Source organism: Streptomyces sp. NPDC091371, assembly GCF_040684275.1.
In the GTDB taxonomy this organism is placed as follows: domain Bacteria; phylum Actinomycetota; class Actinomycetes; order Streptomycetales; family Streptomycetaceae; genus Streptomyces.
Window position 1 is genome coordinate 114,362 of the sequence record NZ_JBFBFP010000018.1, and the last position, 26,213, is coordinate 140,574.

Annotated in this window: 25 protein-coding genes; 6 read left to right on the plus strand and 19 right to left on the minus strand. The window is 70.4% G+C overall.

The genetic code is table 11. The features are described 5' to 3' along the window. Window positions 1-22 precede the first annotated feature (22 nt). The 11 genes from aroQ to AB0O21_RS21120 all read right to left on the minus strand — a co-directional run bounded on the left by aroQ (window position 23) and on the right by AB0O21_RS21120 (window position 10,144). Window positions 23-463, minus strand: a complete 441-nt coding sequence (aroQ, locus tag AB0O21_RS21070) for a type II 3-dehydroquinate dehydratase (protein WP_365172660.1) — start codon at window positions 461-463, stop codon at window positions 23-25. Beyond that, window positions 460-1,551, minus strand: a complete 1,092-nt coding sequence (aroB, locus tag AB0O21_RS21075; protein ID WP_365172661.1) for a 3-dehydroquinate synthase — start codon at window positions 1,549-1,551, stop codon at window positions 460-462. Before aroB ends, aroQ begins: the two co-directional genes overlap by 4 nt. After that, the gene (locus AB0O21_RS21080; protein ID WP_365172662.1) at window positions 1,548-2,066 is read right to left on the minus strand and encodes a shikimate kinase; all 519 of its coding nucleotides are present in this window, start codon (window positions 2,064-2,066) and stop codon (window positions 1,548-1,550) included. The genes aroB and AB0O21_RS21080 overlap by 4 nt, the downstream gene beginning before the upstream one ends. Further along, entirely contained in the window at window positions 2,063-3,247 is a 1,185-nt protein-coding gene (aroC, locus tag AB0O21_RS21085; RefSeq protein WP_365172663.1) for a chorismate synthase, read from the minus strand. The genes AB0O21_RS21080 and aroC overlap by 4 nt, the downstream gene beginning before the upstream one ends. Before the next feature lie 132 nt (window positions 3,248-3,379). Continuing rightward, window positions 3,380-3,574, minus strand: coding sequence for a hypothetical protein (locus tag AB0O21_RS21090; RefSeq protein ID WP_365172664.1), 195 nt, complete (start codon window positions 3,572-3,574; stop codon window positions 3,380-3,382). Window positions 3,575-3,607: 33 nt separating this feature from the next. Next, on the minus strand, window positions 3,608-4,432 hold the full coding sequence (locus AB0O21_RS21095) for a shikimate dehydrogenase (protein ID WP_365172665.1): 825 nt from the start codon (window positions 4,430-4,432) through the stop codon (window positions 3,608-3,610). A 6-nt stretch (window positions 4,433-4,438) separates the two neighbouring features. Further along, complete coding sequence (gene mltG, locus AB0O21_RS21100) at window positions 4,439-6,139, minus strand: endolytic transglycosylase MltG (protein ID WP_365172666.1); 1,701 nt, start codon at window positions 6,137-6,139, stop codon at window positions 4,439-4,441. Window positions 6,140-6,217: 78 nt separating this feature from the next. Further along, window positions 6,218-6,688, minus strand: a complete 471-nt coding sequence (ruvX, locus tag AB0O21_RS21105; protein WP_150256582.1) for a Holliday junction resolvase RuvX — start codon at window positions 6,686-6,688, stop codon at window positions 6,218-6,220. A gap of 2 nt (window positions 6,689-6,690) precedes the next feature. Continuing rightward, window positions 6,691-9,360: an alanine--tRNA ligase gene (gene alaS, locus AB0O21_RS21110; RefSeq protein ID WP_365172667.1), complete on the minus strand. Its 2,670-nt coding sequence runs from the start codon at window positions 9,358-9,360 to the stop codon at window positions 6,691-6,693. Further along, window positions 9,360-9,704, minus strand: a complete 345-nt coding sequence (locus AB0O21_RS21115) for a DUF6167 family protein (protein WP_365172668.1) — start codon at window positions 9,702-9,704, stop codon at window positions 9,360-9,362. Before AB0O21_RS21115 ends, alaS begins: the two co-directional genes overlap by 1 nt. A gap of 8 nt (window positions 9,705-9,712) precedes the next feature. After that, window positions 9,713-10,144, minus strand: a complete 432-nt coding sequence (locus AB0O21_RS21120) for a DUF948 domain-containing protein (RefSeq protein WP_365172669.1) — start codon at window positions 10,142-10,144, stop codon at window positions 9,713-9,715. Between the two features lie 148 nt (window positions 10,145-10,292). Between AB0O21_RS21120 and AB0O21_RS21125 the strand changes: the two genes are divergently transcribed. Further along, window positions 10,293-12,467 (plus strand): AAA family ATPase, encoded by a 2,175-nt coding sequence (locus tag AB0O21_RS21125; protein ID WP_365172670.1) that lies wholly within the window; start codon window positions 10,293-10,295, stop codon window positions 12,465-12,467. 20 nt (window positions 12,468-12,487) lie between these two features. Here AB0O21_RS21125 and rpsD read toward each other — a convergent pair whose 3' ends face one another. Then, window positions 12,488-13,099: a 30S ribosomal protein S4 gene (gene rpsD / locus AB0O21_RS21130; RefSeq protein ID WP_150520470.1), complete on the minus strand. Its 612-nt coding sequence runs from the start codon at window positions 13,097-13,099 to the stop codon at window positions 12,488-12,490. A 286-nt stretch (window positions 13,100-13,385) separates the two neighbouring features. Between rpsD and AB0O21_RS21135 the strand changes: the two genes are divergently transcribed. Continuing rightward, the gene (locus AB0O21_RS21135) at window positions 13,386-14,063 is read left to right on the plus strand and encodes a DUF2470 domain-containing protein (RefSeq protein WP_365172671.1); all 678 of its coding nucleotides are present in this window, start codon (window positions 13,386-13,388) and stop codon (window positions 14,061-14,063) included. 200 nt (window positions 14,064-14,263) lie between these two features. Further along, window positions 14,264-14,863, plus strand: coding sequence for a DUF6262 family protein (locus AB0O21_RS21140; RefSeq protein WP_365172672.1), 600 nt, complete (start codon window positions 14,264-14,266; stop codon window positions 14,861-14,863). A 54-nt stretch (window positions 14,864-14,917) separates the two neighbouring features. Here the strand turns inward: AB0O21_RS21140 and AB0O21_RS21145 are convergent, their stop codons facing one another. After that, a complete protein-coding gene (locus AB0O21_RS21145) occupies window positions 14,918-15,679 on the minus strand; it encodes an SDR family oxidoreductase (protein WP_365172673.1) in 762 nt (253 codons plus the stop codon). A 512-nt stretch (window positions 15,680-16,191) separates the two neighbouring features. Between AB0O21_RS21145 and AB0O21_RS21150 the strand changes: the two genes are divergently transcribed. After that, window positions 16,192-16,521 carry a putative quinol monooxygenase gene (locus AB0O21_RS21150; RefSeq protein WP_365172674.1) on the plus strand — a complete coding sequence of 110 codons (330 nt, stop codon included), beginning with the start codon at window positions 16,192-16,194 and terminating at the stop codon, window positions 16,519-16,521. Window positions 16,522-16,627: 106 nt separating this feature from the next. Here the strand turns inward: AB0O21_RS21150 and AB0O21_RS21155 are convergent, their stop codons facing one another. The 5 genes from AB0O21_RS21155 to AB0O21_RS21175 all read right to left on the minus strand — a co-directional run bounded on the left by AB0O21_RS21155 (window position 16,628) and on the right by AB0O21_RS21175 (window position 21,185). Next, a complete protein-coding gene (locus AB0O21_RS21155) occupies window positions 16,628-16,885 on the minus strand; it encodes a hypothetical protein (RefSeq protein ID WP_365172675.1) in 258 nt (85 codons plus the stop codon). Between the two features lie 182 nt (window positions 16,886-17,067). Next, window positions 17,068-18,417 carry a replication-associated recombination protein A gene (locus AB0O21_RS21160; RefSeq protein WP_365172677.1) on the minus strand — a complete coding sequence of 450 codons (1,350 nt, stop codon included), beginning with the start codon at window positions 18,415-18,417 and terminating at the stop codon, window positions 17,068-17,070. Between the two features lie 41 nt (window positions 18,418-18,458). Then, window positions 18,459-19,076 (minus strand): vitamin K epoxide reductase family protein, encoded by a 618-nt coding sequence (locus AB0O21_RS21165; protein WP_365172678.1) that lies wholly within the window; start codon window positions 19,074-19,076, stop codon window positions 18,459-18,461. A 122-nt stretch (window positions 19,077-19,198) separates the two neighbouring features. Continuing rightward, entirely contained in the window at window positions 19,199-20,461 is a 1,263-nt protein-coding gene (gene hisS / locus AB0O21_RS21170) for a histidine--tRNA ligase (protein WP_365172680.1), read from the minus strand. 10 nt (window positions 20,462-20,471) lie between these two features. Continuing rightward, window positions 20,472-21,185, minus strand: a complete 714-nt coding sequence (locus AB0O21_RS21175; RefSeq protein ID WP_365172681.1) for an MBL fold metallo-hydrolase — start codon at window positions 21,183-21,185, stop codon at window positions 20,472-20,474. Window positions 21,186-21,338: 153 nt separating this feature from the next. Between AB0O21_RS21175 and AB0O21_RS21180 the strand changes: the two genes are divergently transcribed. Then, window positions 21,339-22,130 (plus strand): peptidylprolyl isomerase, encoded by a 792-nt coding sequence (locus tag AB0O21_RS21180; RefSeq protein WP_365172682.1) that lies wholly within the window; start codon window positions 21,339-21,341, stop codon window positions 22,128-22,130. A gap of 183 nt (window positions 22,131-22,313) precedes the next feature. After that, the gene (locus tag AB0O21_RS21185; RefSeq protein WP_365172683.1) at window positions 22,314-23,543 is read left to right on the plus strand and encodes a DUF349 domain-containing protein; all 1,230 of its coding nucleotides are present in this window, start codon (window positions 22,314-22,316) and stop codon (window positions 23,541-23,543) included. Between the two features lie 73 nt (window positions 23,544-23,616). On the opposite strand, the gene AB0O21_RS21190 is transcribed toward AB0O21_RS21185, so the two are convergent. Beyond that, on the minus strand, window positions 23,617-26,040 hold the full coding sequence (locus tag AB0O21_RS21190) for a bifunctional (p)ppGpp synthetase/guanosine-3',5'-bis(diphosphate) 3'-pyrophosphohydrolase (RefSeq protein ID WP_365172684.1): 2,424 nt from the start codon (window positions 26,038-26,040) through the stop codon (window positions 23,617-23,619). Window positions 26,041-26,213: the final 173 nt, after the last annotated feature.

Sequence of the window (26,213 nt, forward strand, 5' to 3'; positions counted from 1 at the left end):
GCCGGGACTCCCACCCGCACCGTCAGAGCGAAACTTCGTCCGCCAGGGCGCGCAGCGCCAGCCGGTACGACCCGAGGCCGAAGCCCGCCACCGTACCCGTCGCCACGGCCGCGATGACCGAGGTGTGCCGGAACTCCTCGCGGGCGTACGGGTTCGAGATGTGCACCTCGATCAGCGGCGCGGTGCGCTGCGCCGCGGCGTCCCGCATGGCGTACGAGTAGTGCGTGAAGGCACCCGGATTGATCACGACCGGGATCTTGCCGTCCGCCGCCTCGTGGAGCCACCGCACGATCTCGCCCTCGTCGTTGGTCTCGCGGACCTCGACGTCGAAGCCGAGCTCCTCGCCCAGCGTCCGGCAGCTCTCCACCAGCCCGGCGTACGAGGTGGCCCCGTACACGTCGGGCTCGCGCGAGCCGAGCCGGCCCAGGTTCGGCCCGTTCAGGACGAACACGCGCCGGCTCACGCGGACACCTCTCCGTACGCGGCGATCAGGTGCGCCGGGTCGGGGCCCTCCAGGACGGTCGGCTTGCCGAGGCCGTCGAGGACGATGAAGCGCAGCAGGTTGCCGCGGGACTTCTTGTCGACCTGCATGGTCTGGAGCAGCTTGGGCCACTGGTCGCCGCGGTAGGTCAGCGGCAGGCCGACCGAGGCGAGGACCGCCTTGTGCCGGTCGGCCGTCGCGTCGTCGAGCCGGCCCGCGAGCCGCCCCAGTTCGGCCGCGAAGACCATGCCGACGGACACGGCCGCGCCGTGCCGCCACTTGTAGCGCTCGTTCTTCTCGATGGCGTGCGCGAGGGTGTGGCCGTAGTTGAGGATCTCGCGCAGCCCCGACTCCTTGAGGTCGCTGGAGACCACATCGGCCTTGACCTGGATCGAGCGCACGATGAGCTCGGCGGTGTGCGGGCCGGCAGGCGTACGGGCCGCCTCGGGGTCCGCCTCGATCAGGTCGAGGATCTTCGGGTCGGAGATGAATCCGGCCTTGATGATCTCGGCGAGGCCGCTGACGTAGTCGTTGACCGGCAGCGAGTCCAGCGCCGCCAGGTCGCACAGCACGCCGGCCGGCGGGTGGAAGGAGCCCACCAGGTTCTTGCCCTCGGCGGTGTTGATGCCGGTCTTGCCGCCGACGGCCGCGTCCACCATCGCGAGGACGGTGGTCGGCACGGCGATCCAGCGCACCCCGCGCAGCCAGGTGGCCGCGACGAAGCCCGCGAGGTCGGTGGTGGCTCCGCCGCCGACGCCGACGATGACGTCGGTGCGGGTGAAGCCGGACTGGCCGAGCGCCTTCCAGCAGTACGCGGCCACCTCGGCGGTCTTGGCCTCTTCGGCGTTCGGCACCTGGATGGCGACCGCCTCGTAGCCCTGCTCGGCGAGGTCGTCGCGCAGTGCCTCACCGGTCGAGGCCAGCGCCTCGGGGTGGATCACGGCGACCCGCTGGGCCTTCGTACCGACGAGGGTGCCGAGCTCGCCGAGCAGCTGGTGCCCGACCAGCACCTCGTACGCGTCGTGGCCCGCGCTCGCGCCGACCTGGATCCGCGTCACCTGGTCCGTCATACGTCCTTCAACTCCAGAGCGTCGAGGACCGCCTGGGCGACCTCTTCGGGGGTGCGGTCGTCGGTGGCCACCACGACACGCGCGACTTCGGTGTACAGGGGGCGCCGCGCCTCCATCAGCTCGCGCCACTGGCGGCGCGGGTTGACGGCGAGCAGCGGGCGCGCGGCGCCGAGGCCCACGCGCCGTACGGCTTCCTCGACGTCCATCGACAGGTAGGCGACGGGCAGGCCGGCCAACAGCCCGCGGGTGCCCTCGTCGAGGACGGCGCCGCCGCCGAGGGCGAGCACTCCGGTGTGCTCGGCGACGGCGGTGGCGACCGCCTGCCGCTCCAGCTCACGGAAGTACGGCTCGCCCTCGTCGACGAAGATGTCGGAGATCTCGCGGCCCTGGGCGGCCACGATGTCCGCGTCGGTGTCCCGGTAGGGGACGCCGAGCCGGTCGGCGAGCAGGCCGCCGACCGTGGACTTGCCGGACCCCATGGGTCCGACAAGTACGACGATCGGTCCGCCCGTCACCGGATCTGCAGGTTGTCGAGGTAGGACTGCACGTTGCGGCGGGTCTCGGGGACCGAGTCGCCGCCGAACTTCTCGACGACCGCGTCGGCCAGCACGAGGGCGACCATCGCCTCGGCGACGATGCCGGCGGCCGGGACGGCGCACACGTCGGAGCGCTGGTGGTGGGCCACCGTCGCCTCACCGGTGGCGACGTCCACGGTGGCGAGCGCGCGGGGCACGGTCGCGATGGGCTTCATCGCGGCGCGGACGCGCAGCAGCTCGCCGGTGGTCAGACCGCCCTCGGTGCCGCCGGCGCGGCCGGAGGTGCGCTTGAGGCCCTCGGGGGTGGAGACGATCTCGTCGTGCGCCTTGGAGCCGGGCACGCGGGCGAGTTCGAAGCCGTCGCCGACCTCGACGCCCTTGATCGCCTGGATGCCCATGAGCGCGCCGGCGAGGCGGGCGTCGAGGCGGCGGTCCCAGTGGACGTGCGAGCCGAGGCCGACCGGCACTCCGTACGCCAGGACCTCGACCACGCCACCGAGGGTGTCGCCGTCCTTGTGGGCCTGGTCGATCTCGGCGACCATCGCCTTGCTCGCGTCCGCATCGAGGCAGCGCACCGGGTCGGCGTCGAGCTTCTCGACGTCGGCGGGGGTCGGGTAGACGCCGTACGGGGCCTTGGCCGCGGCCAGTTCCACCACGTGCGAGACGATCTCGATGCCCGCGACCTCCTTGAGGAAGGACCGGGCGATCGCGCCGAGGGCGACGCGGGCGGCCGTCTCACGGGCGCTGGCGCGCTCCAGGATCGGCCGGGCCTCGTCGAAGCCGTACTTCTGCATGCCGGCGAGGTCGGCGTGACCGGGGCGCGGGCGCGTCAGCGCCGCGTTGCGACCGGTGTCCTTGAGCAGCGACGGGTCGACCGGGTCGGCCGACATCACCGTCTCCCACTTGGGCCATTCGCTGTTGCCGACCATGACCGCGACGGGGGAACCCAGCGACAGCCCGTGCCGGACACCGCCGAGGAAGGTGATCTCGTCCTGTTCGAACTTCATACGGGCGCCGCGCCCGTAACCGAGCCGGCGACGGGCCAGGTGGTCGGCCACCAGCTCGGTGGTGACCGGAACGCCGGCGGGAAGCCCCTCCAGCGTCGCTACCAGCGCCGGTCCGTGCGACTCCCCGGCGGTCAGCCAACGCAACCTGCTCAACGATGCTCCTCATGCTCGCGCCTGGTACAGCGATGGCGCGATCGGGTGCGCGGCCCGGACCCGCCGTACCCGATCCTCCCACGTCCGAGGGGGTATCAGGGGCCTCGGTCCAGCTATCGGACGCCTTGTCCGTCAGGTGGCCCGGGCGGAGCGGTCGCGGAGCCAGGTGATCGCCGTCCACACAGCGACGGAACCGATGATTCCGAAGAGCGTGAGCTTGACCCAGAGGGGCATGGTGCCGAACAGCGCCCTGAGCATCCAGAAGACTGCCAGGGGGATGTCCCACTTCGAGGCGAGTAGTACCTGGCCGTCGCTCGTCTGTTCCATGCCGCCCCCGTGATCGAATCCGCAGGCGGAAGCCTAACGCGCGGCCAGCGCCCGTTCTCCGGCGGCCCGCATGGCCGCGAGCGGGCCCGGGGTGCGGCCCGTCATCTGCTCGACCTGGAGCACGGCCTGGTGGACCAGCAGGTCCAGACCGCCGACGATCTTGCCGCCCCCGCGCTCCCAGGCCGCCGCGAGAGCGGTCGGCCACGGGTCGTACAGGACGTCGAAGAGGGTGCCCGCCCCGTCCGGCACGGAGGCGGCCAGGGCGTCCGTCGTACCGGCCGGGGTGGTCGCGATCACCAGCGGCGCCGACAGCGCTTCGGCGGCCTCGGACCAGTCGGCCGTGCGGACGGCGACGCCGAGCCGCTCGCCCCACCCGCGCATCTCGTCGGCCCGCGCGCGCGAGCGGACGTACGCCGTGACCTCGCCGGTGCAGATCCGCGAGAGGGCGGCGAGCGCCGAGGAGGCGGTGGCGCCGGCGCCGAGGACGGCGGCGGACGGCACCTTCTCGATGCCCCGCTCGTGGAGGGCGGCGACGATGCCGGGGATGTCGGTGTTGTCGCCGAGCCGGCGGCCGTCCTCGGTGAGGACGACCGTGTTGACCGCCTCGACGGAGGCGGCCGTGTCGCTGATCCCGTCGAGCAGCGGGATGATCGCCCGCTTGAGCGGCATGGTCAGCGACAGCCCGGCCCACTCGGGGCCGAGTCCGGCGACGAACCCCGGGAGCGCGGCCTCGTCGATCTCGAAGCGGTCGTACGACCAGTCGTCGAGGCCGAGCTCCTGGTAGGCGGCGCGGTGCAGCACCGGTGAGAGGGAGTGCTCGATGGGCGAACCCAGCACCGCGGCCCTTATGCGTGACATGTCCTGCTATCCACCGTTCTTCTGCTTCTGCCGTTCCTGGAACTCGGCGACCAGCTTCAGGTGTTCGTCGTAGGTCTTGGTGAAGGTCGTCTTGTCTCCGTCGACCGACACGAAGAACATCCAGCCGCCGTGATCGGGGTTGAGCGTAGCGGTCAGCGCGTCGGCTCCGGGGTTCCCGATCGGGCCGGGGGGCAGGCCCCTGACGTTGTGCGTGTTGTAGGCGTGCTCGAACTTCCTCGCCTCGTTGATGTTGAAGTTGATCTCGCTCGTACCCTTGATGTAGTTGTACGTCGAGTCGAACTCGATCTTCTGGTTCGTGACGTCGTTGGTCTTCTTGAGGCGGTTGTAGACCACCTCGGACATCTTCCGGAAGTCGTCGTGGTTCTTGCCCTCGGCGTTGACGAGGCTGGCCACCGTGATGACCTGGAGCGGGTTCTCCAGCCCCAGCTCCTTGGCCTTGGACTCGACGCCCAGCTCCGAGTACTTGACGGTCGCGTTCTTGACCATCTCCTTGAGCAGGGACTCGGGGGTGCTGTCCTTCTTCAGGTCGTAGCGCATCGGGTACAGGAAGCCCTCGAGCGGGTCCATGAGCTTCGGGTGGTTGCCGGCCCAGGCCGGCAGTCCGAGGTTCTTGGCCTCGCGGAAGGCGATCTCCTTGGTGGTGCCCTCCGGCTTGCCCAGCTTCTTGTCGATCGCCGTGTACACCTTGGCGTTGCGCATGCCTTCGGTGACGGTGATGACGTTCAGCTTGCTGGGGTCGATCATCAGCGCGACGGCGGCCGCACCCGACATCTTCTTCTGCATCGGGTAGATGCCGGGCTGGATGGACTTGCCCTTCGGGTTGGCGCCCGCCGCGTCGACGAAGGCCTGGGCGCTGGCGACCACGCCGGCTTCCTTGAGGATCCGGCCCATCTGGCCCAGGCCCGCACCCGCGGGGATCTCCACGTCGACGATCTCGTCCGTGCCCTCGCCCGCGAAGTCCTCGGCCGCGCCGAACCTCGCCTCGAGGTACGTGTAGCCGTAGTAGCCGCCACCGCCGAGCACGCCGACGATGACGAGGGTGGCGATCAGGCAGGCCATGCCGCTGCGCTTCTTGGGCTGGCCGCCCTTGGACCGTCCGCCGCGGCGTCCGCCGCCGCCTTCGTCGCCGTCCTCGTCATCGCCGCCGCCCGCGAAGAAGGAGTCGGGCTCCTCGTCCTGCTGCTCGGGGAGCTGCGGCTCCAAGTGGCGCCGGCCCGGGGGCTGCGGCGGCGGGTAGGCCTCGTCCGTGGTGTACAGGTCGGGGCTCTCGCCCGGATAGCCGCCCGGTGCCTGCTGGACGTACGGGTCCACGCCTGCGTAGGGGTCGGCGGGCGCGGTGGCCAGGTACTGGTGCTGCCCGGTGTCCCAGCCCTGGGTGTCGTACACGGGCTGCTGCGGGTGCTGGACCTGCTGCTGGTACTGGGCCTGCTGCGCGTACTGCTGGGCCTGGTCCTGCTGGTGCCCGGGGTACTGCTCGGGCTGCGGGTAGTGCGGGTGCTGCGGGTACTGGACCTGCTGCGGGTACGGCTGCTGGTACTGCGGATCCTGCGCGTACTGCTGCTGCTGGTCTCCGCCGTAGGGCACCTGTCCCTGCTGGGTCTGGTGCCCCGCCCATCCCTGGTCCCCGTACAGGGGATCCTCGGGATGCCACGGTTCGGAGCCGTGGCCCCGGCCATACTCAGTCATCGGTCCCCTAGAGCCGCGAGACGAAAACGACGGCTGTTCGAATGCCGCCTCATCGCGCGGAACGTTACCGTACCGCGATCAGACAACCACTTCGACGCACTCACCGGGCGGATTACCTGATACCCGTTCGGTCTCAAGAGCGTTCTGAAGGATCACCACAGCGGCGGCCTGGTCGATGACGGACCGGCCCTTCTTCGCGTTCTTCCCCGAGGCCCGCAGCCCCTGGGCGGCGGTGACCGTGGTCATCCGCTCGTCCACGAGACGGACCGTCACGGGCTTGATGCCCTTCGCCAGTTCGTTGGCGAAGGCCCGCACCTTGGCCGCGGCCGGCCCCTCCCGCCCGCTGAGCGAGCGGGGGAGGCCGACCACGACTTCGAGCGGCTCGTACTCCTCGACGAGCTGCCGCAGCCGCCGGTGGGCGAAGGGGATGTCCCGGCCCGGGACCGTTTCCACCGGTGTGGCGAGCACCCCGTCGGGGTCGCACGAGGCGACCCCGATCCGGGCGTCCCCGACGTCGATGGCGAGCCGGCGGCCGCGGCGCAGAGTCATCGTCAGACCGTCTCTACGACGAGGCGCTCGACCGCGGCGATGGCCTCCGGCACGGCGGCCGGGTTCTGGCCGCCGCCCTGGGCCACGTCCGGCTTGCCGCCACCGCCGCCACCGAGGGTCTTGGCGGCCGTACGGACCAGGTCACCGGCCTTGAGACCGCGCTCGCGGGCCGCCTCGTTGGTGGCGATGACCGTCAGCGGGCGGTCGTTCGCCACGGTGAAGAGCGCGACCACGGCCGGGCGGTCGCCCGGGATGCGGCCGCGGACGTCCAGGACCAGCTTGCGCAGGTCGTCGGCGCCCGTGCCGTCCGGCACCTGGCCGACGACGAGGGCGACGCCGTGGATGTCCTGGGCGTTCTGGGCGAGACCGGCGGCGGCCTGGAGGACCTTCTCCGCGCGGAACTTCTCGATCTCCTTCTCGGCGTCCTTCAGCTTGCCGAGCATGGCGGCGATCTTCTCCGGCAGCTCCTCCGGACGGCCCTTGACCAGCTCCTGGAGCTGGGCGACGACCGTGTGCTCCTTGGCGAGGAAGTTGTACGCGTCCACGCCGACGAGGGCCTCGACGCGGCGCACGCCGGAGCCGATGGAGGACTCGCCGAGCAGCTTCACCAGGCCGAGCTGGCTGGTGTTGCCGACGTGCGTGCCGCCGCACAGCTCCTTGGAGAAGTCGCCGATGGTGACGACGCGCACGCGCTCGCCGTACTTCTCGCCGAACTCGGCGATGGCGCCCTGCTTCTTCGCCTCGTCGATGCTCATGACCTCGGCCGTGACGTTGAGCTCGCGCGCGAGGACGTCGTTGATCTTCTGCTCGACGTCGGTCAGGACCGAGCCGGGGACGGCGTTCGGGGAACCGAAGTCGAAGCGGAAGCGGCCGGGCGAGTTCTCGGAGCCGGCCTGGGCGGCCGTCGGGCCGAGGGCGTCGCGCAGCGCCTGGTGGGTCAGGTGGGTGGCCGAGTGGGCGCGGGCGATGGCCAGGCGGCGCTTGACGTCGATGGAGGCGTACGCGGACGCGCCCACCGTCACCTCGCCGACCTGGACGGAGCCCTTGTGCACGGAGACGCCGGGCACCGGCTGCTGCACGTCGCGGACGTTGATGATCGCGCCGGAGTCGAGCTTGATGCGGCCCTGGTCGGCGAGCTGGCCGCCGCCCTCGGCGTAGAAGGGGGTGCGGTCGAGGACGACCTCGACCTCGTCGCCCTCGGAGGCGGCGGGCGCGGAGACGCCGTTGACCAGGAGGCCGACGATGGTGGACTCGCCCTGGGTGGTGGCGTAGCCGGTGAACTCGGTGGCGCCCGCGGTGTCGGCGATCTCACGGTAGGAGGAGACGTCCGCGTGGCCGGTCTTCTTGGCCTTGGCGTCGGCCTTGGCGCGGTCGCGCTGCTCCTGCATCAGGCGGCGGAAGCCGGTCTCGTCCACGGAGAGGCCCTGCTCGGAGGCCATTTCCAGGGTGAGGTCGATCGGGAAGCCCCAGGTGTCGTGGAGCAGGAACGCCTTCTCGCCGGAGAGGACCTTGCCGCCGGCGGCCTTGGTCTCGGTCACGGCGGTGTCGAGGATGTTCGTGCCGCCCTTGAGGGCCTTGAGGAAGGCCGCCTCTTCGGCGAGCGCGACGGTCTCGATGCGCTTGCGGTCGGTGACGAGCTCCGGGTACTGCTGGCCCATCGTGTTGATCACGACGTCCACGAGGTCCTGCACGACGGCGCCGGTGGCGCCCATGAGGCGCATGTTGCGGATGGCGCGGCGCATGATGCGGCGCAGCACGTAGCCGCGGCCCTCGTTGCCGGGGGTGACGCCGTCGCCGATGAGCATGACGGAGGTGCGGATGTGGTCGGCGACCACGCGCATGGACACGTCGGTGTCCTTGGCGGCGCCGTACTGCACACCGGTCAGCTCGGTGGCCTTGTCCATGACCACGCGCAGGGTGTCGGTCTCGTACATGTTCTGCACGCCCTGCAGGATCATCGCGAGGCGCTCGAGGCCGAGACCGGTGTCGATGTTCTTCGACGGCAGGTCACCGAGGATCGGGAAGTCTTCCTTCCCGTCGCCGGCGCCGCGCTCGTACTGCATGAAGACCAGGTTCCAGATCTCCACGTAGCGCTCGTCGTTGACGGCCGGGCCGCCCTCGACGCCGAACTCCGGGCCGCGGTCGTAGTTGATCTCGGAGCACGGGCCGCAGGGACCCGGGACGCCCATGGACCAGAAGTTGTCCTTCTTGCCCAGGCGCTGGATGCGCTCGGCGGGGACGCCGATCACGTCGCGCCAGATCGACTCGGCCTCGTCGTCGTCGAGGTAGACGGTGATCCAGAGCTTCTCCGGCTCCAGGCCGTAGCCGCCGTCCGCCACGGAGCTGGTGAGCAGCTCCCAGGCGTACTTGATGGCGCCTTCCTTGAAGTAGTCGCCGAAGGAGAAGTTGCCGCACATCTGGAAGAACGTGCCGTGGCGGGTGGTCTTGCCGACCTCTTCGATGTCCGGCGTACGGACGCACTTCTGCACGCTGGTGGCGCGGGGGGCCGGGGGCTTGGTCTCGCCGAGGAAGTACGGCTTGAAGGGGACCATGCCCGCGTTGACCAGCAGCAGAGTCGGGTCGTCCGCGATGAGCGACGCCGAAGGGACAACGGCGTGACCGCGCTCCTCGAAGAAGCTCAGCCAGCGGCGGCGGATTTCAGCCGACTCCATCAGTGGTCCTCATTCCGGTTGTACGAAAACTTCAGTGGGTGGTTGGTCTTGTCGTTCTCGATGGCCCGCAGTCGCCGGGGCCCGGGGAGGGCCGTGACGTTGTCGGGCCGGTCGGGGTCCTGGTGGAGCCCCAGTGCATCGTTCAGCTCGTCCTCGCGCTGCGTCATTCCGGCCTTGACGTCGAGGGCGAAGTCCTTGAGGCGGTGCCCCGTCTCGATGGCCTTGTCTGCGGCCTTCGCGGCGAGGCTCTCCGGCGTCAGCTGCTTCAGCTTGCGGTTGACCTTGGTGGTGGCCCAGACGCCGGCGGCCGCGCCGGCGGTGAACCAGAAGGCTCGGCGGAACATCGGAGGTCTCAGCCCTTCTGCTTCCGGCGGCGCGCCGCCGGCACCGTACGGCCGACGATCACGTTACGTCGGGACGTCTTCTGCGGCACGTCCTGCGGGGTCTTGCCCAGCGCCTTGCGGACGCCGTAACCGAAGGCCGCGACCTTGACCAGCGGCCCGCCGAAGGCGGTCGCCACGGTGGAGGACAGCGCGGAGGCGTTGGAGGTGACCTCCTGGACGTCGCTCGCGATGGCGTCCACCCGGTCGAGCTGGGTGCGCGCGGAGCGGACGGTGGTGGAGGCGTCTGCCAGGAGCGGAACGGCCTGGTCGGTCACCTCGGCCACCAGCTTGGTGGTCGCCTTGAGCACCTGGGCCAGTCTCACCAGCACCACGGCGAGGAAGGAGACCAGGATGGCCCAGAAGACGGCCACGAGGATCCCGGCCACCTCTCCACCGGACACGTCACACCGCACTCTCATCTGTACTTGAACTGCAAAAAGATTCGCCCTCCGACCCTATCGCGCCGGGGATCCCCGGCAGTACCGGAATTCGGGGACTACCGTGATCACTTTGTACGCAGCGCATCCGGACCAGTACGCTCCGTGTCCCATGCGACAGAAGAGGTGGGGCAATCTTCCCTCGGAGCTGGGCGAGTTCATCGGCCGGGGCGGCGAACTCGCCGAGCTGGGGCGGCTTCTGGAGTCATCGCGGCTCGTCACCGTGACCGGGGTGGGCGGGGTGGGCAAGTCCCGGCTGGCCCTCGAGGCGGCACGCGCCGCCGCCCGGGCCGCGGCCGAGCAGGGCGGAGGGGTCCTGCAGGAACGCTACTGCGACGGGGTCTGGCTGGCCGAGCTGGCGGCCGTACGCGATCCCGCCCTGCTGGAGATCACCCTCGCCGAGGCGCTCGGGCTCACCGACCACACCACCCGGCCGCCCCGGACGGTGCTGGCCGAGCACCTGGCCGGGCGGCGGCTGCTGCTGGTCCTGGACGGCTTCGAGCAGCTGGTCGACGAGACGGCCGAGCTGGTCCGGGAGCTGCTGCGGCACTCCCCCGGCCTGCGGGTGCTCACCGCCGGCCGGCGGCCGCTGGCCCTGGACGGGGAGCTCGCCTTCCCGCTGGCCCCGCTGGACGGGGCCGCGTCGCTGGCCCTGCTGACCGCGCGCGCGACGGCCGCGGACCCGGCGTTCCGGGTGACCGGGGCGAACCGGGCCGCGCTGGCCGAGCTCTGCGCCCGTCTGGAAGGGATCCCGCTCGCCCTGGAGCTGGCGGCGGCCCGGCTGCGCGCGCTGTCCGCCGCCCAGGTGCTGGCCCGGCTGGACGACCGCTTCGCGCTGCTGACGGGCGGCGCGCGCGGGGTGCTCCCCCGGCACCGCGCGCTGCGCACGGCCATCGGCTGGAGCCACGAGCTGTGCACGTCGGCCGAGCGGCTGCTCTGGGCCCGGCTGTCGGTCTTCGCCGGGCAGTTCGACCTCGACGCCGCCGAGTACGTGTGCGCGGGCCCGGACCTGCCGGTGGACGACGTGCTCGACCTGGTCGGGGAACTCCTCGCGCAGTCCCTGCTCGTACGGGAGGAGACGCCGGCCGGGGTCCGCTACCGGATGCTGGAGACCGTACGGGTGTACGGGGCGGGCTGGCTGGAGTCGCTGGGTGACGCCTGGCGGCTGCGCCGACGGCACCGGGACTGGTACGTGGGCCTGGCGACGTGGTGCGAGACGGACTGGTTCAGCCCCCGCCAGGAGGAGGTGGCGGCCCTGGTGGAGGCGGAGCTGCCGAATCTGCGGCTCGCCCTGGAGTACTGCCTGGCCGATCCGGACGAGGCGCACCTGGGCCAGTACCTGGCGGGCACGCTGTGGTTCTACTGGGCCGGCTGCGGGCGGCTGACCGAGGGCCGGCACTGGCTGGACCGGGCCCTGGAGCCCGCGGACCGGGCGGCGGCCGCGCCGGCGTACGAGCCCTCGCGGCTGAAGGCGCTGTGGGTGCTGGGCTACGTGGCCGCCCTCCAGGGGGACGCGGTGGCCTCGCTGAGGGCCCTGTACGAGTGCCGGGACGGGGCCGCGCGCAGCGGCAACCCCCGCGCCGCGGCCTATGCGGTGCACCGGCTGGGCTGTCTGGCGCTGGTCTCGGACGACATGGAGCGGGCCGGGGAGCTGCTGGGCTCGGCGCTGGAGCTCTACCGGGACGTCGGGGAGCTGAACAGCAACGTGCTGATGTGCCAGGTGGAGCTGGGCATGGTGCTGGCCTTCCAGGGGGAGCCGGCGGGCGCGCTGTCGCTGTGCGAGGAGGTCCGGGAGATCTGCGAGGAGCGCGGGGAGCGCTGGACCAAGGCGTACGCCCTGTACGTGCTGGCGTACGCGGCCCTGGACGCGGGAGCACTGCGGGAGGCACGGCGGCTGCTGACCGAGTGCGTGGAGATCAACCACGCCTTCCACGATCTGGTCGGGCTGGTGCTCGCGCTGGAGCTGCTGGCCCTGGTCACCGTCGCGGAGGGCGATCCGGCGGAGGCCGCGGTGCTCCAGGGCGCGGCGGAGCCGCTGTGGGACGGGGTCGGGCTCCAGCTCTTCGGCTCGGGCTACTTCAACGCCCCGCGGCTGATGTGCCAGGAGCGGGCGGGCGAGGTGCTGGGCGCCGAGCGCTACGCGGCGTACGCGGCCGAGGGCCGGGAGCTGAGCCGTGAGGCGCTGGTGGGGCGCGCGCTGCGCGGGGAGGGGGGAGGGCGGGAGGAGCGGGGAAGCGGAAAACCCGCCGCCCCCCGGAGGGGACGGCGGGTTTCCACCAGCCTGTGAGGGCTACGCCTGCCGGAAGATCAGCGGGCGTAGTACTCGACGACGAGCTGCTCGTCGCAGATGACCGGGATTTCCTTGCGGTTCGGGTCGCGGTCCAGGCGGAAGGCCAGGGCCTTCAGGTTGACCTGCAGGTAACGGGGGGTCTCGCCCTCGCCTGCGTAGCCACCCTCACGGGCAACCTGGAACGGAACCTTCTCGCGGCTGCGCTCGCGCACGGTCACGACGTCGTCCGGGCGGACACGGAACGACGGCTTGTCGACCTTGCCACCGTTGACCTCGATGTGGCCGTGAACGACCATCTGGCGGGCCTGGTAGATGGTGCGGGCGATGCCCGAACGCAGGACCAGGGCGTCGAGGCGACGCTCGAGCTCGACGACCAGCGCCTCGCCCGTCTTGCCTTCGGCCTTCTTGGCGCGGTCGTACGCGCGGGCCATCTGACGCTCAGAGATGTCGTACTGAGCGCGCAGACGCTGCTTCTCGAGCAGACGGACCTTGTAGTCCGAGTTCTGCTTGCGGCCACGGCCGTGCTCGCCCGGCGGGTAGGGACGAGCCTCGAAGTACTTGACGGCCTTCGGGGTCAGCGCAATGCCGAGGGCACGCGACTTCTTGACCTTGGGTCGCTTCTGGTTCACGGGGAACCTACCTCCATGTAAGTTAGGTGAGGCTTACCTTAGCGAGGAGGACGTAATGTCTCGACCACATGGGATCCCCCTGCCCAGTGCGCAACGCAGTTCGGATTCAGACGAAACAGAATCCGCTTGCGCCGACGATAAGCAAGGTCAGCCGCGTCCCAGGGAAGGCGTTCGGCAGCTCACCGGAGCCGAACGCGTACGAACCCTCGTAGAGTCCAACGCCTCAGTATCCCTCACGCTGATCGGTGCTCGTGACGCGCACGAACACGAACCGTTCGGGACAGGAATGCCGGCCGCACGGACCGTCACCCCGGACGGGGACGTGATTCTCCTTGTTTCCGGGGAATCCGCGGCTGCCAGGGCAGCCGCTCACGCCCAGGACGACGACCTCACCGCCGTGATCGAGATCACGGATGTGGCGCCGGTGTCCGTGCCACATCGTATCCGAGGCCGCGCCTGGCTGGCCGGGTGGCTGACCCCGGTGCGCGGGGACGACCGCGGGGCTTGCGCGGCACTGCTGGCGGAGCGGCACCCGGTGGGCGAGCTGCTCGGCATGTCTGAGTCCCTCGACGCTCCTCTCACCGGGCGCCCGGCGTGGATGCTGCTGCGGCTGGAGGTCGGCGAGATCTCCGTGGACGACCTGTGGGGCGCCGAGCACGTCGACCCGGACGACCTGGCCGCGGCCGAGCCCGACCCGCTCTGCGCCCACGAGCCGGAGCTGCTCCAGCACCTGCACGCCGCCCACGGCGACCGGGTCGGCGGACTGTCCGGCCTGCTGGGCGCGCGGGAGGCGGACGGCATGAAGGCGGTCCCGCTCGCCCTGGACCGGCTGGGGCTGCGCGTCCGCTTCACGGGCGGCCCGGCCGGCTCCTTCGACGCCCGCTTCGACTTCCCGGAGCCGGTGGCCGACGTCTGCGGTCTGCGCCGGGCGATGCGCACGCTCTTCGCGGCGGCCGCTCACTGAGGACAGGCCGCCAGCAGCTCCTGCAGCGCGGCCTTCTCGGGCGAGGTCACGGACAGCCCGTACTTGGCCTTGATGCCGGTGTAGCGACGCCCGTACTCGCACCAGTACTCCCGGCGGGGCGGCCTCCACTTGTCGGCGGTCTTGCTGCTCTCGTAGTTCGTCTGCTTGTCGACGGCGAGCAGTACGTCGAGGTCGTTGGCGTGAAGCGAACACCCCTCGCCGAAACCAACGGCCGGGACGTGCGAGTCGAGCGCCTGCGCGCCAGCCGCACCCAGGACAGCGAGGCCAAGACTGCGCGCGCGCTCGACGCGGTACGCGGCCTTCTCAGGTCGGGCAGGCGGATCACCATCGCCCAGGTGGCCCGAGACGCGTCGGTGTCCACGTGGTTCGTCTACAACCAGCCCCAAGTACGCAACGCCGTTCAGACCGGCATGGCCACCCAGCGCGAACAGGGTCTGCAGAGACCCGCTGCTCCCGGCAGGCAACAGGTGTCACCCGCTGCCCTGCAGACGGAGCTCGCTCTGGCACGAGACGAGATCAGGGACCTCAAGAAGGAGCGAGACCGGCTCCGCGAACGTGTCCGGCTGTCCTTGGGAGCGGAAATCGAGGAGGTCGACCGCAACCAACTGGTGGGACGCGTCCAGCAACTGGAGCGCGACAACGCGTCCTTGAACGCCGAATTGACAGGCACCCGGGACCAACTGACCGCTCTGGAGGGACGACTGCGGGAAACCGAGGACGACCTCACAGCCGCCAGAGCAGGACTCCGGCGCGCCATGCGCTCCGTGCCGCCGCAATGAGGGGAGCCCATCGATGAAAACCCTGCGCTCGTGAAGGGACGTGCAGCTCGTGGGTCAGGGCCCGATGCGTTCGACCTCATTCGGATCGATCCGCAGCGCCGATCCAGTCTCGAACGAGGTGGGCGATTTCAGCAGTCCGGTCACGACATCGGCGACCCGGTCAGGTGACGTCACTTGGCGGCTGGGACAGACCATCTCTGCGAGGGCCGCCTTCGGCGCTCCTGCCGCCTCCGACACCCGCTCGATCAAGGGGGTGTCGACAACTGCGGGACAGATCGCGAAGACCGAGATCCCCTGCTCCGCGAGCTCGGCGGCGGCCGAGCGGGTCAGGCTCAGCAAGGCTGCCTTGCTGGCCGCGTACGGGCCCGCGAGCGGCATGGGAATCGTGCCGAGGAAGGAGCTGCTGTTCACGATCACCGACCCCGGTTCCATGCGTGGCGCGGCGTGCTTCATGCAGAAGAACGCACCCTTCACATTCACACTCAGGACTGCTTCGACAGCCTCAGCGGACCAAGCGGCCATGGGGCCGACAGTTCCTTCGACGCCGGCGTTGTTGAATAGATAGTCCAGGCGGCCGAACCGCTTGAGCGTGGCTTCGATCGCCGACTCGACTGCGGGCTCGTCTGTTACATCAGCCTTGTGGAAGGCGACTCGCTCGGTGTCGAGATCGGCGACCACCGCGTCACCCCCCTTACGGTTCCTGGACGAAATCATGACTGCGCAACCCTCAGCCAGAAGCCGGCGAACCGTGGCGAGCCCGATCCCGGTCGCTCCTCCGGTCACCAGAGCCACCTTCGATTGCAGCCCGTCGTCCATCTTTCCTCGCTCCTCGGATCCGGCAGTGGTGCGCGGTCGAACCATCAGCGCCGCCACAAAGCTGTGACCGCACCCGCAAGACACGACGGATTCCACTCATATCTCACGGTGGGGCGGATTTGTGCTGCCACCCCGAAGGCCGATCCGGAACCCGTGGAAGTACCACCCGTCCGCTTCAAGGTCGTCACACCCCGCGGTGAGCGCTACAGCAACAAGTCACGGCGAGTGCGGGCCTCTTTCAACGAGCGCGTGTGACTGCTCGCGATAGTTGGCACTTTGCAGCGCTGGTTGGCACGGAGCGGTCGGTGTCCTGTCTTCGCGATGTCTAGGTGTATTGCCCCGTGAGGTTGATGGGGCCGGGCCATAGTCGAAAGTGGCCGACCGCCACAGCGCCTGACACGAGCGGCGTACAACGAGAGGCGGTCGGTTGCCCGGGGCGGTCTACTGGGCAGGGCACCAAAACTGAGCGATCCCGGAAGACGCGGCGCGCCAGGCGCGGTAAGGAGCAGTGCGTGGTTCTCCAAGTTGTCAGAGCATCGATCAAGCCGGAGCAGCGTGAGCACTGGCTCGAGGTGATTCGTGCCAACGCGGCTCGGACCCGCGCCGAGGAGGGCTGCGAGGGCTACCAGGTCGCCGAAGATCTCGAAGCGCCGAATACCTTCGTGATCATCGAGGAGTGGGCCAGCCTCGACGCCGTATACAGGCACTTCCGGAATGAATTCGAGGCGCTCATGGCCGCTTTGGGCGACGTCTTCGCAGCACCGCCTGAGGCCCGGATCCACGACCTGGCCTCGACGCTGACCCTCGATGAAGTTCTTGCGAAGGCTGGACTGACCCGGTAGTCGAGCAAACCAGCGGGCAGCGCGGGCTCGTCTGGAGCCCTGACCATGCGGCTGAACGGCGACGGCGGACGCAGGATGTACGGGGGAACGTGCTTCGTCCACGCCATCAGAAAGCGCCGCCGACGGCGTCCGTCTCGTCCGTCCAGGTGCGGCCGAACTCCTCCCGCTTGTACGTCTCCCAGTTCCTGCCCCACTCGACCTTCAGCTGCGCCGGCTGGGCGGTGGCGGTGGCGGCCGTGGGCGGGAACCCGGCGCCGGCGAGCGGCACCCGGGCGAATGGCGCCGCTGCGCGGGGGCCCTCTTGGTGGCACCCGGCGAGCAGCAGCACCGCTGCGGTGACGATCAGCGGAATCCGGGGGAGCATGCCGGGAGCCTAGGCCGGGCTTGCCCGCCGACCCCGGCCGACACGGCTGCCGCTGCGCGGGGCCGCTCCCCTACCCGCCCTTCCACCGTTCCCCGGGGCCCTGCCCCGGACCCGTGCCCGCCGCGGCTCACTACACGGCGCTCCGCGCCCGCGGGCGGAGCCCCGGCAGCGGCGCCGCACACTCACTCGCCGCGCAAGCGCTCCCGCACCCTTTCCACCACGTCCGCGTACCGCGCCTCCGCTCCGTACCGCGTCGGCTCGTAGTACCGCTTCCCGTGCACCTCGTCAGGCGCGTACTGCTGCGCCGCAATGGCCCCCGGCACGTCGTGCGGGTACACGTACCCCACCGCGTGCCCCAGCTTCGCCGCGCCCTTGTAGTGCCCGTCCCGCAGGTGCGTCGGCACGGACCCGGCCAGCCCGGCGCGTACGTCGGCCAGCGCCGCCCCGATCGCGGTCGTGGCGGTGTTCGACTTCGGGGCCAGCGCCAGCGCGATGGTGGTGTGCGACAGGGTCAGCGCGGCCTCCGGGAAGCCGATCATCGCCACCGCCTGGGCCGCGGCCACCGCCAGCGGCAGGGCCGTCGGGTCCGCGAGCCCGATGTCCTCGCTCGCCGAGATCATCAGGCGGCGCGCGATGAACCGCGGGTCCTCCCCGGCCTCGATCATCCGGGCCAGGTAGTGCAGGGCCGCGTCCACGTCAGAGCCGCGGATCGACTTGATCAGCGCGCTCGCCACGTCGTAGTGCTGGTCCCCGTCGCGGTCGTACCTGACCGCGGCCCGGTCGACGGCCTCCTCCACCGTCTGCAGGGTGATCTCGGACTCGCCCTTCGCGATCGCCGACCCGGCGCCCGCCTCCAGCGCGGTCAGCGCCCGCCGCGCGTCGCCGCCGGCGATGCGCAGCAGGTGCGCCTCCGCGTCGGCCGGCAGGGTCACCAATCCGCCGAGCCCCCGCTCCTCCGCCAGCGCCCGCCGCATCAGGCCGCTCAGGTCCTCGTCGGTCAGCGGTTCGAGGGTCAGCAGCAGGGAGCGCGAGAGCAGCGGGGAGATGATCGAGAAGTACGGGTTCTCCGTCGTCGCGGCAATGAGCGTCACCCAGCGGTTCTCCACCGCCGGGAGGAGCGAGTCCTGCTGCGCCTTGCTGAAGCGGTGGATCTCGTCGAGGAAGAGGACGGTCTCCTTGCCGTAGCCGCCGGCCGCGCGCTTCGCGCCCTCGATGACGGCGCGGACCTCCTTCACGCCCGCCGTGATGGCGGACAGCTCCACGAAGCGCTTCTGCGTCGCCTGGCTGACCACGTAAGCGAGCGTGGTCTTCCCGATGCCGGGCGGCCCCCAGAGGATCACCGACGAGGCGCCGGCCGGTCCCCCGGCGCCCTCCCCCACGAGCCGGCGCAGCGGGGAGCCGGGCTTCAGCAGGTGCTGCTGGCCGACGACCTCGTCCAGGGTGCGCGGGCGCATGCGGACGGCGAGCGGAGAGCTCGACGGGTCCTTCTCCTGGCGGTCTTCGGCGGCGGCGGTGAAGAGGTCTGGTTCCACACAGGAAGCCTATGCGAGCCCGCTGACACTCCCGGCGCGACCTATGAGGTCCAGAAGTCCCACCAGCGGGTGAGGATCAGCATCCCGATGATCCCGACGTGCAGCACGGGCGGCACCCACGCGAACTCGTCGAGGAAGTTCTTGAGCCAGCCCGGGGCCGGCAGCATCCCCTCGCGCACGTTGTGGGCGGTGACGTACCAGAACATGAAGATCGTGGCGACCCAGGCCAGGCAGCACCACAGGCAGAGCGAGTTGATGTTGTACAGGGACTGGTACGTCAGCCAGGCGCAGAAGACGACGCCGAAGAGGGTGCCCGCGTTGAAGGTGAGCCAGTACCAGCGGCTGAACCGGGCCCCGGCCAGCAGGCTCATGCCGACGCAGATCACGATCCCGTAGGCGACCAGCCCGAGCATGGGGTTCGGGAAGCCGAAGACGGCCGCCTGGTCGCTCTTCATGATGTTGCCGCAGGAGACGATCGGGTTGAGGCTGCAGCCCGGGGTGAAGTTCGGGTCTTCGAGCAGCTTGAACTTGTCGATCGTGATCACCCAGGCGGCGAGCAGGCCCATGGCCCCCGTGATCACCAGCAGCAGGGCGAGCGCCCGGCTGCCGCCGACGGTCGTCCTCGGGGCGGTGTCCGCGTCCGTGCCTCGTGTCGTCATACCGCCCGCTCCGCATCTGCAAGGTCAACAAGCACCGGCCAATTGTGCCGCATGCACCTGTGAAAGGGCGGGGCCAGGGAAGTTTCCCCGGCCCCGCCCTTTCACGTGCATGCCTACTGCCGTCAGGCCAGGCGGGCCCGGACCGTGTCGACCAGCTCGGCGACCGGTACGGCGGCCTGCTCGCCGGACTCCATGTCCTTGAGCTGGACGACGCCCTCGGCGAGGTCGCGCTCACCGGCGACGACGGTGAAGCGGGCGCCCGAGCGGTTGGCGTCCTTCATCGCGCCCTTGAGGCCCTTGCCGCCGTACGCGAAGTCGGCCGCCACCCCGCCCTTGCGCAGCTCGGTGACCGCGGCGAACAGCAGGCGCCGCGCCTCGGCGCCGATCGCCACGGCGAAGACGTCCGTGGTCGCCGGGATGTCCAGCTCCACGCCTTCGGCCTCCAGGGCCAGGACCGTGCGGTCGACGCCCAGCGCCCAGCCGACCGACGGGAGCGCCGGTCCGCCGATCATCTCGGACAGGCCGTCGTAGCGGCCGCCGCCGCCGACCGCGGACTGCGCGCCCAGACCGTCGTGGACGAACTCGAAGGTGGTGCGGGTGTAGTAGTCCAGGCCGCGCACCAGCTTCTCGTCGTCCTCGAAGGCCACCCCGGCGGCCGTGATCAGCTCGCGGACCTCCTCGTGGTACGCCTTGCAGGCGTCGCACAGGTAGTCGCGGAGCATCGGCGCGCCCACGAGCTGCTTCTGGACGTCGGCCCGCTTGTCGTCGAGGACGCGCAGCGGGTTGATCTCGGCCCGGCGGACGGTCTCCTCGTCCAGGTCCAGCCCGCGCAGGAAGGACTGCAGCGCCTCCCGGTACACCGGGCGGCACTCCTTGTCGCCCAGCGAGTTCAGCAGGATCCGGAAGTTGCTGAGGCCGAGCGTGCGGTACGCCTGGTCGGCCAGGATGATCAGCTCGGCGTCCAGGGCCGGGTCCTCGGCACCGATCGCCTCGGCGCCGACCTGCGAGAAGTGGCGGTAGCGGCCCTTCTGCGGGCGCTCGTAGCGGTAGTACGAGCCCGAGTACCAGAGCTTGGCCGGGAGGTTGCCCTGCTTGTGCAGGCTCGCCTCCAGCGCCGCGCGCAGGACGGAGGCGGTTCCCTCCGGGCGCAGGGCGAGCTCGGAGCCGCCCTTCGTCGTCAGGGTGAACATCTCCTTCGTCACGATGTCGGTGGACTCACCGACACCGCGGGCGAAGAGGTTCACGTCCTCGAACCCGGGCGTCTCGATGTAGCCGTATCCGGCCTTCCGCAGCGGGGCGGAGATGGCCTCGCGGACCGCCAGGTACTTGGCCGAGTACGGCGGGATCAGGTCGTAGGTGCCCTTGGGGGCCTTGAAGGTGCTCACGAAAGTCTCGTCACATTCCTCGTCGTGGGGCGGCGGTCGGGTCCGCTCCCAGGCCGGCGGCGACTTCCCGGAGGTACGGGTTGGTCGCGCGCTCGCGGCCGATGGTGGTCTGGGGACCGTGGCCGGACAGCACCACGGTCGAGTCGTCGAGCGGCAGGCACACGCGGGCCAGCGACTCGAGCATCTCGGCGTGGGAGCCGCCGGGCAGGTCGGTGCGTCCGATGGAGCCGGCGAAGATCAGGTCGCCCGAGAAGAAGACCGGCGGGACGTCGGCCAGCTCGGGCATCCGGAAGGTCACCGACCCCTTGGTATGCCCGGGCGCGTGCGCGACGGAGAAGTCCATGCCGGCCAGCTTGAGGCCGGCCCCGTCGGTCAGCTCGCGGACGTCGTCCGGCTCCCCCACGGTCAGCTCGCCCATCAGCGGCATCCCGATGGAGCGGCCGAGGGCCTTCTCCGGGTCGCTCATCATGTAGCGGTCCTCGGGGTGGATCCAGGCCGGTACGTCGTGTGCTCCGCACACCGGGACCACCGAGGCCACATGATCGATGTGGCCATGGGTCAGGACGACCGCGACGGGCTTGAGCCGATGCTTCTTCAGCGTCTCCTCGACACCCTGGGCGGCCTGGTGGCCGGGGTCGATGATCACGCACTCCTCGCCTGCGGCGGGGGCGACCACGTAACAGTTGGTCCCCCAGGCCCCGGCGGGGAACCCGGCAATCAGCACGTTCGTCCTCAATCGTCGTCCGGTGGGAGCTCGCAGATCGGAATGCTGCTGCTCAGAGCCTACCGGCGCCCTTCATTACACAGCTAACCCATATACGGTACGGGCTAGCCCAGCCCGGACAGCGGTACCAGAGACGCACAAGGAGACGACCCGGTGGTCACGAGCGATCAGCGGCGGCGACAGCTCGCCAGGGAGAAGTACGAGCGCCAGCAGAAGCGCCGGGCCGAGGCCCAGCAGAAGGCGCGCCGGCGCATGGCGGTGATCGGCGCGGCGGTGGCCGTGGTCGTGGCGACGCTGGTCGGCCTGACCGTGGGCGGCGTCTTCGACTCGGACACGAAGGACACGAAGGACACGGCGGCGGACCCGTCGGCGAGCCCGTCGGCCGCGCCGACGCCCAAGCAGTCCCCGTCGCCGGAGATGGCCATCGACCAGAAGGCCAAGTACACCTTCGCCCTCAAGACCGGCGCGGGGGACATCAACTTCGCGATGGACGCGGCGAAGACCCCGCAGACCGTGAACTCCTTCAAGTCGCTCGCCGACAAGGGCTACTTCGACAACACCAAGTGCCACCGGCTGACGACCGCCGGGATCTTCGTCCTCCAGTGCGGCGACCCCGAGGGCACCGGCATGGGCGGCCCCGGCTACAACATCCCGGACGAGAACCTGGACTCGCTGGGCCAGCCGAACGAGACGGGCAAGGTCGTCTACCCGGCGGGCACGGTGGCCATGGCCAACACCGGCAAGCCCGGCTCCGGCGGCAGCCAGTTCTTCCTGGTCTACAAGGACAGCCCGCTGCCGCCCTCGTACACCCCCTTCGGCAAGATCGACGCGGCCGGCCTGAAGGTCCTGGAGGACATCGCCAAGGCCGGTACGGCCGACGGCGGCCAGGACGGGGCGCCGAAGAACGAGGTGAAGATCGAGAAGGGCACCGTCAGTCAGAACTGACGGAACGCGGCACCGGCCCGGCCGGCTTCCCCCCGTACGCCGATATTCCGTCGTGCGGGATGCGGACAGCCGGCCCGGCGGTCGCCTATGTTGGCGTTGTGCAGGGCGGGCGCTGCCCGCCCCAGGAAACTGTGGACGATGCCCGGGGGTGAACCCTCACAGGCATCAGGTGGAGGAGGCGCTGTGAGCAGCGACCCGTGGGGCCGAGTCGACGAGACGGGCACCGTGTACGTGCGTACTGCCGATGGCGAGAAGGTCGTCGGTTCGTGGCAGGCGGGCACCCCTGAGGAGGCCCTGGCCTATTTCGAGCGCAAGTACGAGGGCCTGGTGGTCGAGATCGGTCTCCTCGAAAAGCGGGTGCGGACCACTGATCTGTCCGCGAAGGATGCGCAGACGGCGATCGACCACCTGCGGACGCAGGTCGAAGAGCACCACGCCGTGGGCGACCTGGACGCCCTGCGCGTGCGGCTGGACAAGCTGGTCGCGACCGTGGAGTCGCGGCGCGAGGAGCGCAAGGTCCAGAAGGCGAAGCAGACGGACGAGGCCCGTGCGGCCAAGGACGCGCTGGTCGTCGAGGCCGAGCAGCTGGCGCAGAGCGACCAGTGGCGCAGCGCCGGTGAGCGGCTGCGCGCGCTGGTGGACATCTGGAAGGGCCTGCCGCGGCTGGACCGCAAGTCGGACGACGAGCTGTGGCACCGCTTCTCGCACGCCCGCTCCGCGTTCTCCAAGCGCCGCAAGGCGCACTTCGCCTCTCTGGACGCGCAGCGCGAGGACGCGCGCAAGCTGAAGGAGAAGCTGGTCGCGGAGGCCGAGTCGCTGTCGAAGTCGACCGACTGGGGTCCGACGGCCGCCCGCTACCGCGAGCTGATGGCGGACTGGAAGGCGGCGGGCCGGGCGCAGCGCGAGGCCGAGGACGATCTGTGGAACCGTTTCCGCGGTGCGCAGGACGTGTTCTTCGCGGCCCGTGGCGAGGTGTTCGCGGAGCGCGACGCCGAGCAGACCGAGAACCTGAAGCTGAAGGAGGAGCTGGCCGACGAGGCCGAGAAGCTCGTACCCGTAACGGACCTGAAGGCGGCCCGTGCCGCGTTCCGCTCCCTCAACGAGCGCTGGGAGGCCATCGGCCACGTGCCGCGCGACGCGCGGCCGAAGGTCGAGGGCCGGATGCACGCGATCGAGCGGGCGATCCAGGAGGCCGAGGAGGGCGAGTGGCGTCGTACGAACCCGGAGGCGCGGGCCCGTGCGGCCGGTCTGACGGGTCAGCTCCAGGCGGCGGTCGACAAGCTGCGCACGCAGATCGACGCGGCCCGCGCGGCCGGCAACAACGCGAAGGCCGACAAGCTGGCGCGTGAGCTGGAGGGCCGCCAGGCCCTGCTGGACCAGGCGCTGAAGGGCCTGGAGGAGTTCGGCGGCTGATTGCGTGCCGCAGACGTACGAGGGCCCCGGTACGGAAATCCGTACCGGGGCCCTCGTCGTGTGCGCGCCGCGCTTACGGCCGCCTGGCCGAGGTCACGCGGTAGACGTCGTACACGCCCTCCACGCCCCGGACGGCCTTCAGGACGTGGCCCAGGTGCTTGGGGTCGCCCATCTCGAAGGTGAAGCGGGAGGTGGCCACCCGGTCGCGGGAGGTCTGGACGGCCGCCGAGAGGATGTTGACGTGCTGGTCCGACAGGACGCGGGTGACGTCCGACAGCAGCCGGGACCGGTCCAGCGCCTCGACCTGGATGGCGACGAGGAACACGGAGGACTGGGTGGGCGCCCACTCGACCTCCAGCATCCGCTCGGGCTGCTGGGAGAGCGAGTCGACGTTGACGCAGTCCGCGCGGTGAACCGATACGCCACTGCCGCGGGTGACGAACCCGATGATCGGGTCGCCCGGTACCGGGGTGCAGCAGCGGGCCAGCTTGACCCACACGTCGTCGACGCCCTTGACGACCACGCCCGGGTCGGCGTTGCTGCGCCGCTTGGCGCGGGCGCGGGCCGGCGGGATCGACTCCTCGATGTCCTCGTTGGCCGCTTCCTCGCCGCCGAGGGCCGCCACCAGCTTCTGGACGACGCCCTGCGCGGCCACGTGGCCCTCGCCGATGGCCGCGTACAGGGAGGAGATGTCGGGGTAGCGCATCTCGTGCGCGAGGGTGACGAGCGAGTCGCCGGTGAGGATGCGCTGGATCGGCAGGTTCTGCTTGCGCATGGCCCGGGCGATGGCGTCCTTGCCGTGCTCGATGGCCTCGTCGCGGCGCTCCTTGGAGAACCAGGCGCGGATCTTGTTGCGGGCCCGCGGGGACTTGACGAAGCCCAGCCAGTCGCGGGACGGTCCGGCGCCCTCGGCCTTGGAGGTGAAGACCTCGACGAGGTCGCCGTTGTCGAGGGTGGACTCCAGCGGGACGAGCCGGCCGTTGACCCGGGCCCCTATGGTGCGGTGGCCGACCTCGGTGTGGACGGCGTACGCGAAGTCCACGGGCGTGGCGCCGGCGGGCAGCGCTATGACGTCGCCCTTCGGCGTGAAGACGAAGACCTCGTTGCGGGAGAGGTCGAAGCGCAGCGAGTCGAGGAACTCGCCCGGGTCCTCGGTCTCCTTCTGCCAGTCCAGGAGCTGCCGCAGCCAGGCCATGTCGTTGACGGTGTCCTGCCCGGCGCTGCCCTTGGCGGCCTGGGGGACGTCGGTCCGTACCTTCGACGTGCCGGCGACGGTCTGCTGCTTGTACTTCCAGTGCGCGGCGATGCCGTACTCGGCGCGGCGGTGCATGTCGAAGGTGCGGATCTGGAGCTCGACGGGCTTGCCGCTGGGTCCGATGACCGTCGTGTGCAGCGACTGGTACATGTTGAACTTGGGCATCGCGATGTAGTCCTTGAACCGGCCGGGGACCGGGTTCCATCGCGCGTGCACGGTGCCGAGGGCCGCGTAGCAGTCCCGGACGGTGTCCACGAGGACGCGGATGCCCACCAGGTCGTAGATCTCCGCGAAGTCACGGCCGCGGACGATCATCTTCTGGTAGACGCTGTAGTAGTGCTTCGGGCGGCCGGTGACGGTGGCCTTGATCCGGGCGGCCCTGAGGTCGACCATCACCTCGTCCGTGACGACGGCGAGGTACTCGTCCCGCTTGGGCGCGCGCTCGGCGACGAGCCGCACGATCTCGTCGTACATCTTCGGGTAGAGGATCGCGAAGGCGAGGTCCTCGAGCTCCCACTTGATGGTGTTCATGCCCAGGCGGTGCGCCAGCGGGGCATAGATCTCAAGGGTCTCGCGGGCCTTCTTCTCCTGCTTCTCCCGCTTGAGGTAGCGCATGGTGCGCATGTTGTGCAGCCGGTCGGCGAGCTTGATGACCAGGACGCGCGGGTCCTTGGCCATGGCCACGACCATCTTGCGGACGGTCTCGGCCTGGGCGGCCTCGCCGAACTTCACCCGGTCGAGCTTGGTGACGCCGTCGACGAGCAGGGCCACCGCGTCGCCGAAGTCGCGGCGCAGGTCTTCGAGTCCGTACTCGGTGTCCTCGACGGTGTCGTGCAGCAGACCCGCCATCAGGGTGGCGGGGTCCATGCCGAGCTCGGCGAGGATGGTGGTCACGGCAAGCGGGTGGGTGATGTACGGGTCGCCGCTCTTGCGCTTCTGACCGCGGTGCCAGCGCTCTGCGACCTGGTAGGCCTGTTCGAGCTGGCGCAGCGTGGCCGTCTCGATCTTCGGGTCGTTGCTGCGGACTATGCGGAGCAGGGGCTCCAGCACCGGGTTGTACGGGTTGGAGCGCTGGACGCCGAGCCGGGCGAGGCGGGCGCGCACCCGGTTGGAGGACCCGGCCGACTTCGCCGGCACGGGCTTGACCGGCGGGGCCGGCGGGGGCGTGGCGGCGGCCGCCGTGGCCTGCTCGGCCTGCGGGTCGGGCTGCGCGGCGGAGAGTGGCTGGACCTCGTCTGGCAAGAGCGCTCCTCAAGCGGATCCGGGGCCCCCGGTCAGGTCCGGATAACCCATGGTAGCGAGGGTTGCGCCCCCTCGTTCCCCGAGCCACTTTGAGGACGCCGGGCAGCTGCTCGGCCGCTTTGGTCTCGATGGAGAGGATCTTCGCGTGGGCGACCGGGCTGCCCAGGATCGCC

What these genes read in the sequence shown, in the direction of transcription:
- AB0O21_RS21165 (WP_365172678.1), bottom strand. Translation starts at nt 19,076, where the DNA reads ATGACGACACGAGGCACGGACGCGGACACCGCCCCGAGGACGACCGTC.
- AB0O21_RS21135 (WP_365172671.1), top strand. Translation starts at nt 13,386, where the DNA reads ATGCCGGCCGCACGGACCGTCACCCCGGACGGGGACGTGATTCTCCTT.
- AB0O21_RS21145 (WP_365172673.1), bottom strand. Translation starts at nt 15,679, where the DNA reads ATGGACGACGGGCTGCAATCGAAGGTGGCTCTGGTGACCGGAGGAGCG.
- AB0O21_RS21090 (WP_365172664.1), bottom strand. Translation starts at nt 3,574, where the DNA reads ATGGAACAGACGAGCGACGGCCAGGTACTACTCGCCTCGAAGTGGGAC.
- mltG (WP_365172666.1), bottom strand. Translation starts at nt 6,139, where the DNA reads ATGACTGAGTATGGCCGGGGCCACGGCTCCGAACCGTGGCATCCCGAG.
- AB0O21_RS21115 (WP_365172668.1), bottom strand. Translation starts at nt 9,704, where the DNA reads ATGTTCCGCCGAGCCTTCTGGTTCACCGCCGGCGCGGCCGCCGGCGTC.
- aroB (WP_365172661.1), bottom strand. Translation starts at nt 1,551, where the DNA reads ATGACGGACCAGGTGACGCGGATCCAGGTCGGCGCGAGCGCGGGCCAC.
- AB0O21_RS21095 (WP_365172665.1), bottom strand. Translation starts at nt 4,432, where the DNA reads ATGTCACGCATAAGGGCCGCGGTGCTGGGTTCGCCCATCGAGCACTCC.
- AB0O21_RS21155 (WP_365172675.1), bottom strand. Translation starts at nt 16,885, where the DNA reads ATGCTCCCCCGGATTCCGCTGATCGTCACCGCAGCGGTGCTGCTGCTC.
- AB0O21_RS21125 (WP_365172670.1), top strand. Translation starts at nt 10,293, where the DNA reads ATGCGACAGAAGAGGTGGGGCAATCTTCCCTCGGAGCTGGGCGAGTTC.
- ruvX (WP_150256582.1), bottom strand. Translation starts at nt 6,688, where the DNA reads ATGACTCTGCGCCGCGGCCGCCGGCTCGCCATCGACGTCGGGGACGCC.
- alaS (WP_365172667.1), bottom strand. Translation starts at nt 9,360, where the DNA reads ATGGAGTCGGCTGAAATCCGCCGCCGCTGGCTGAGCTTCTTCGAGGAG.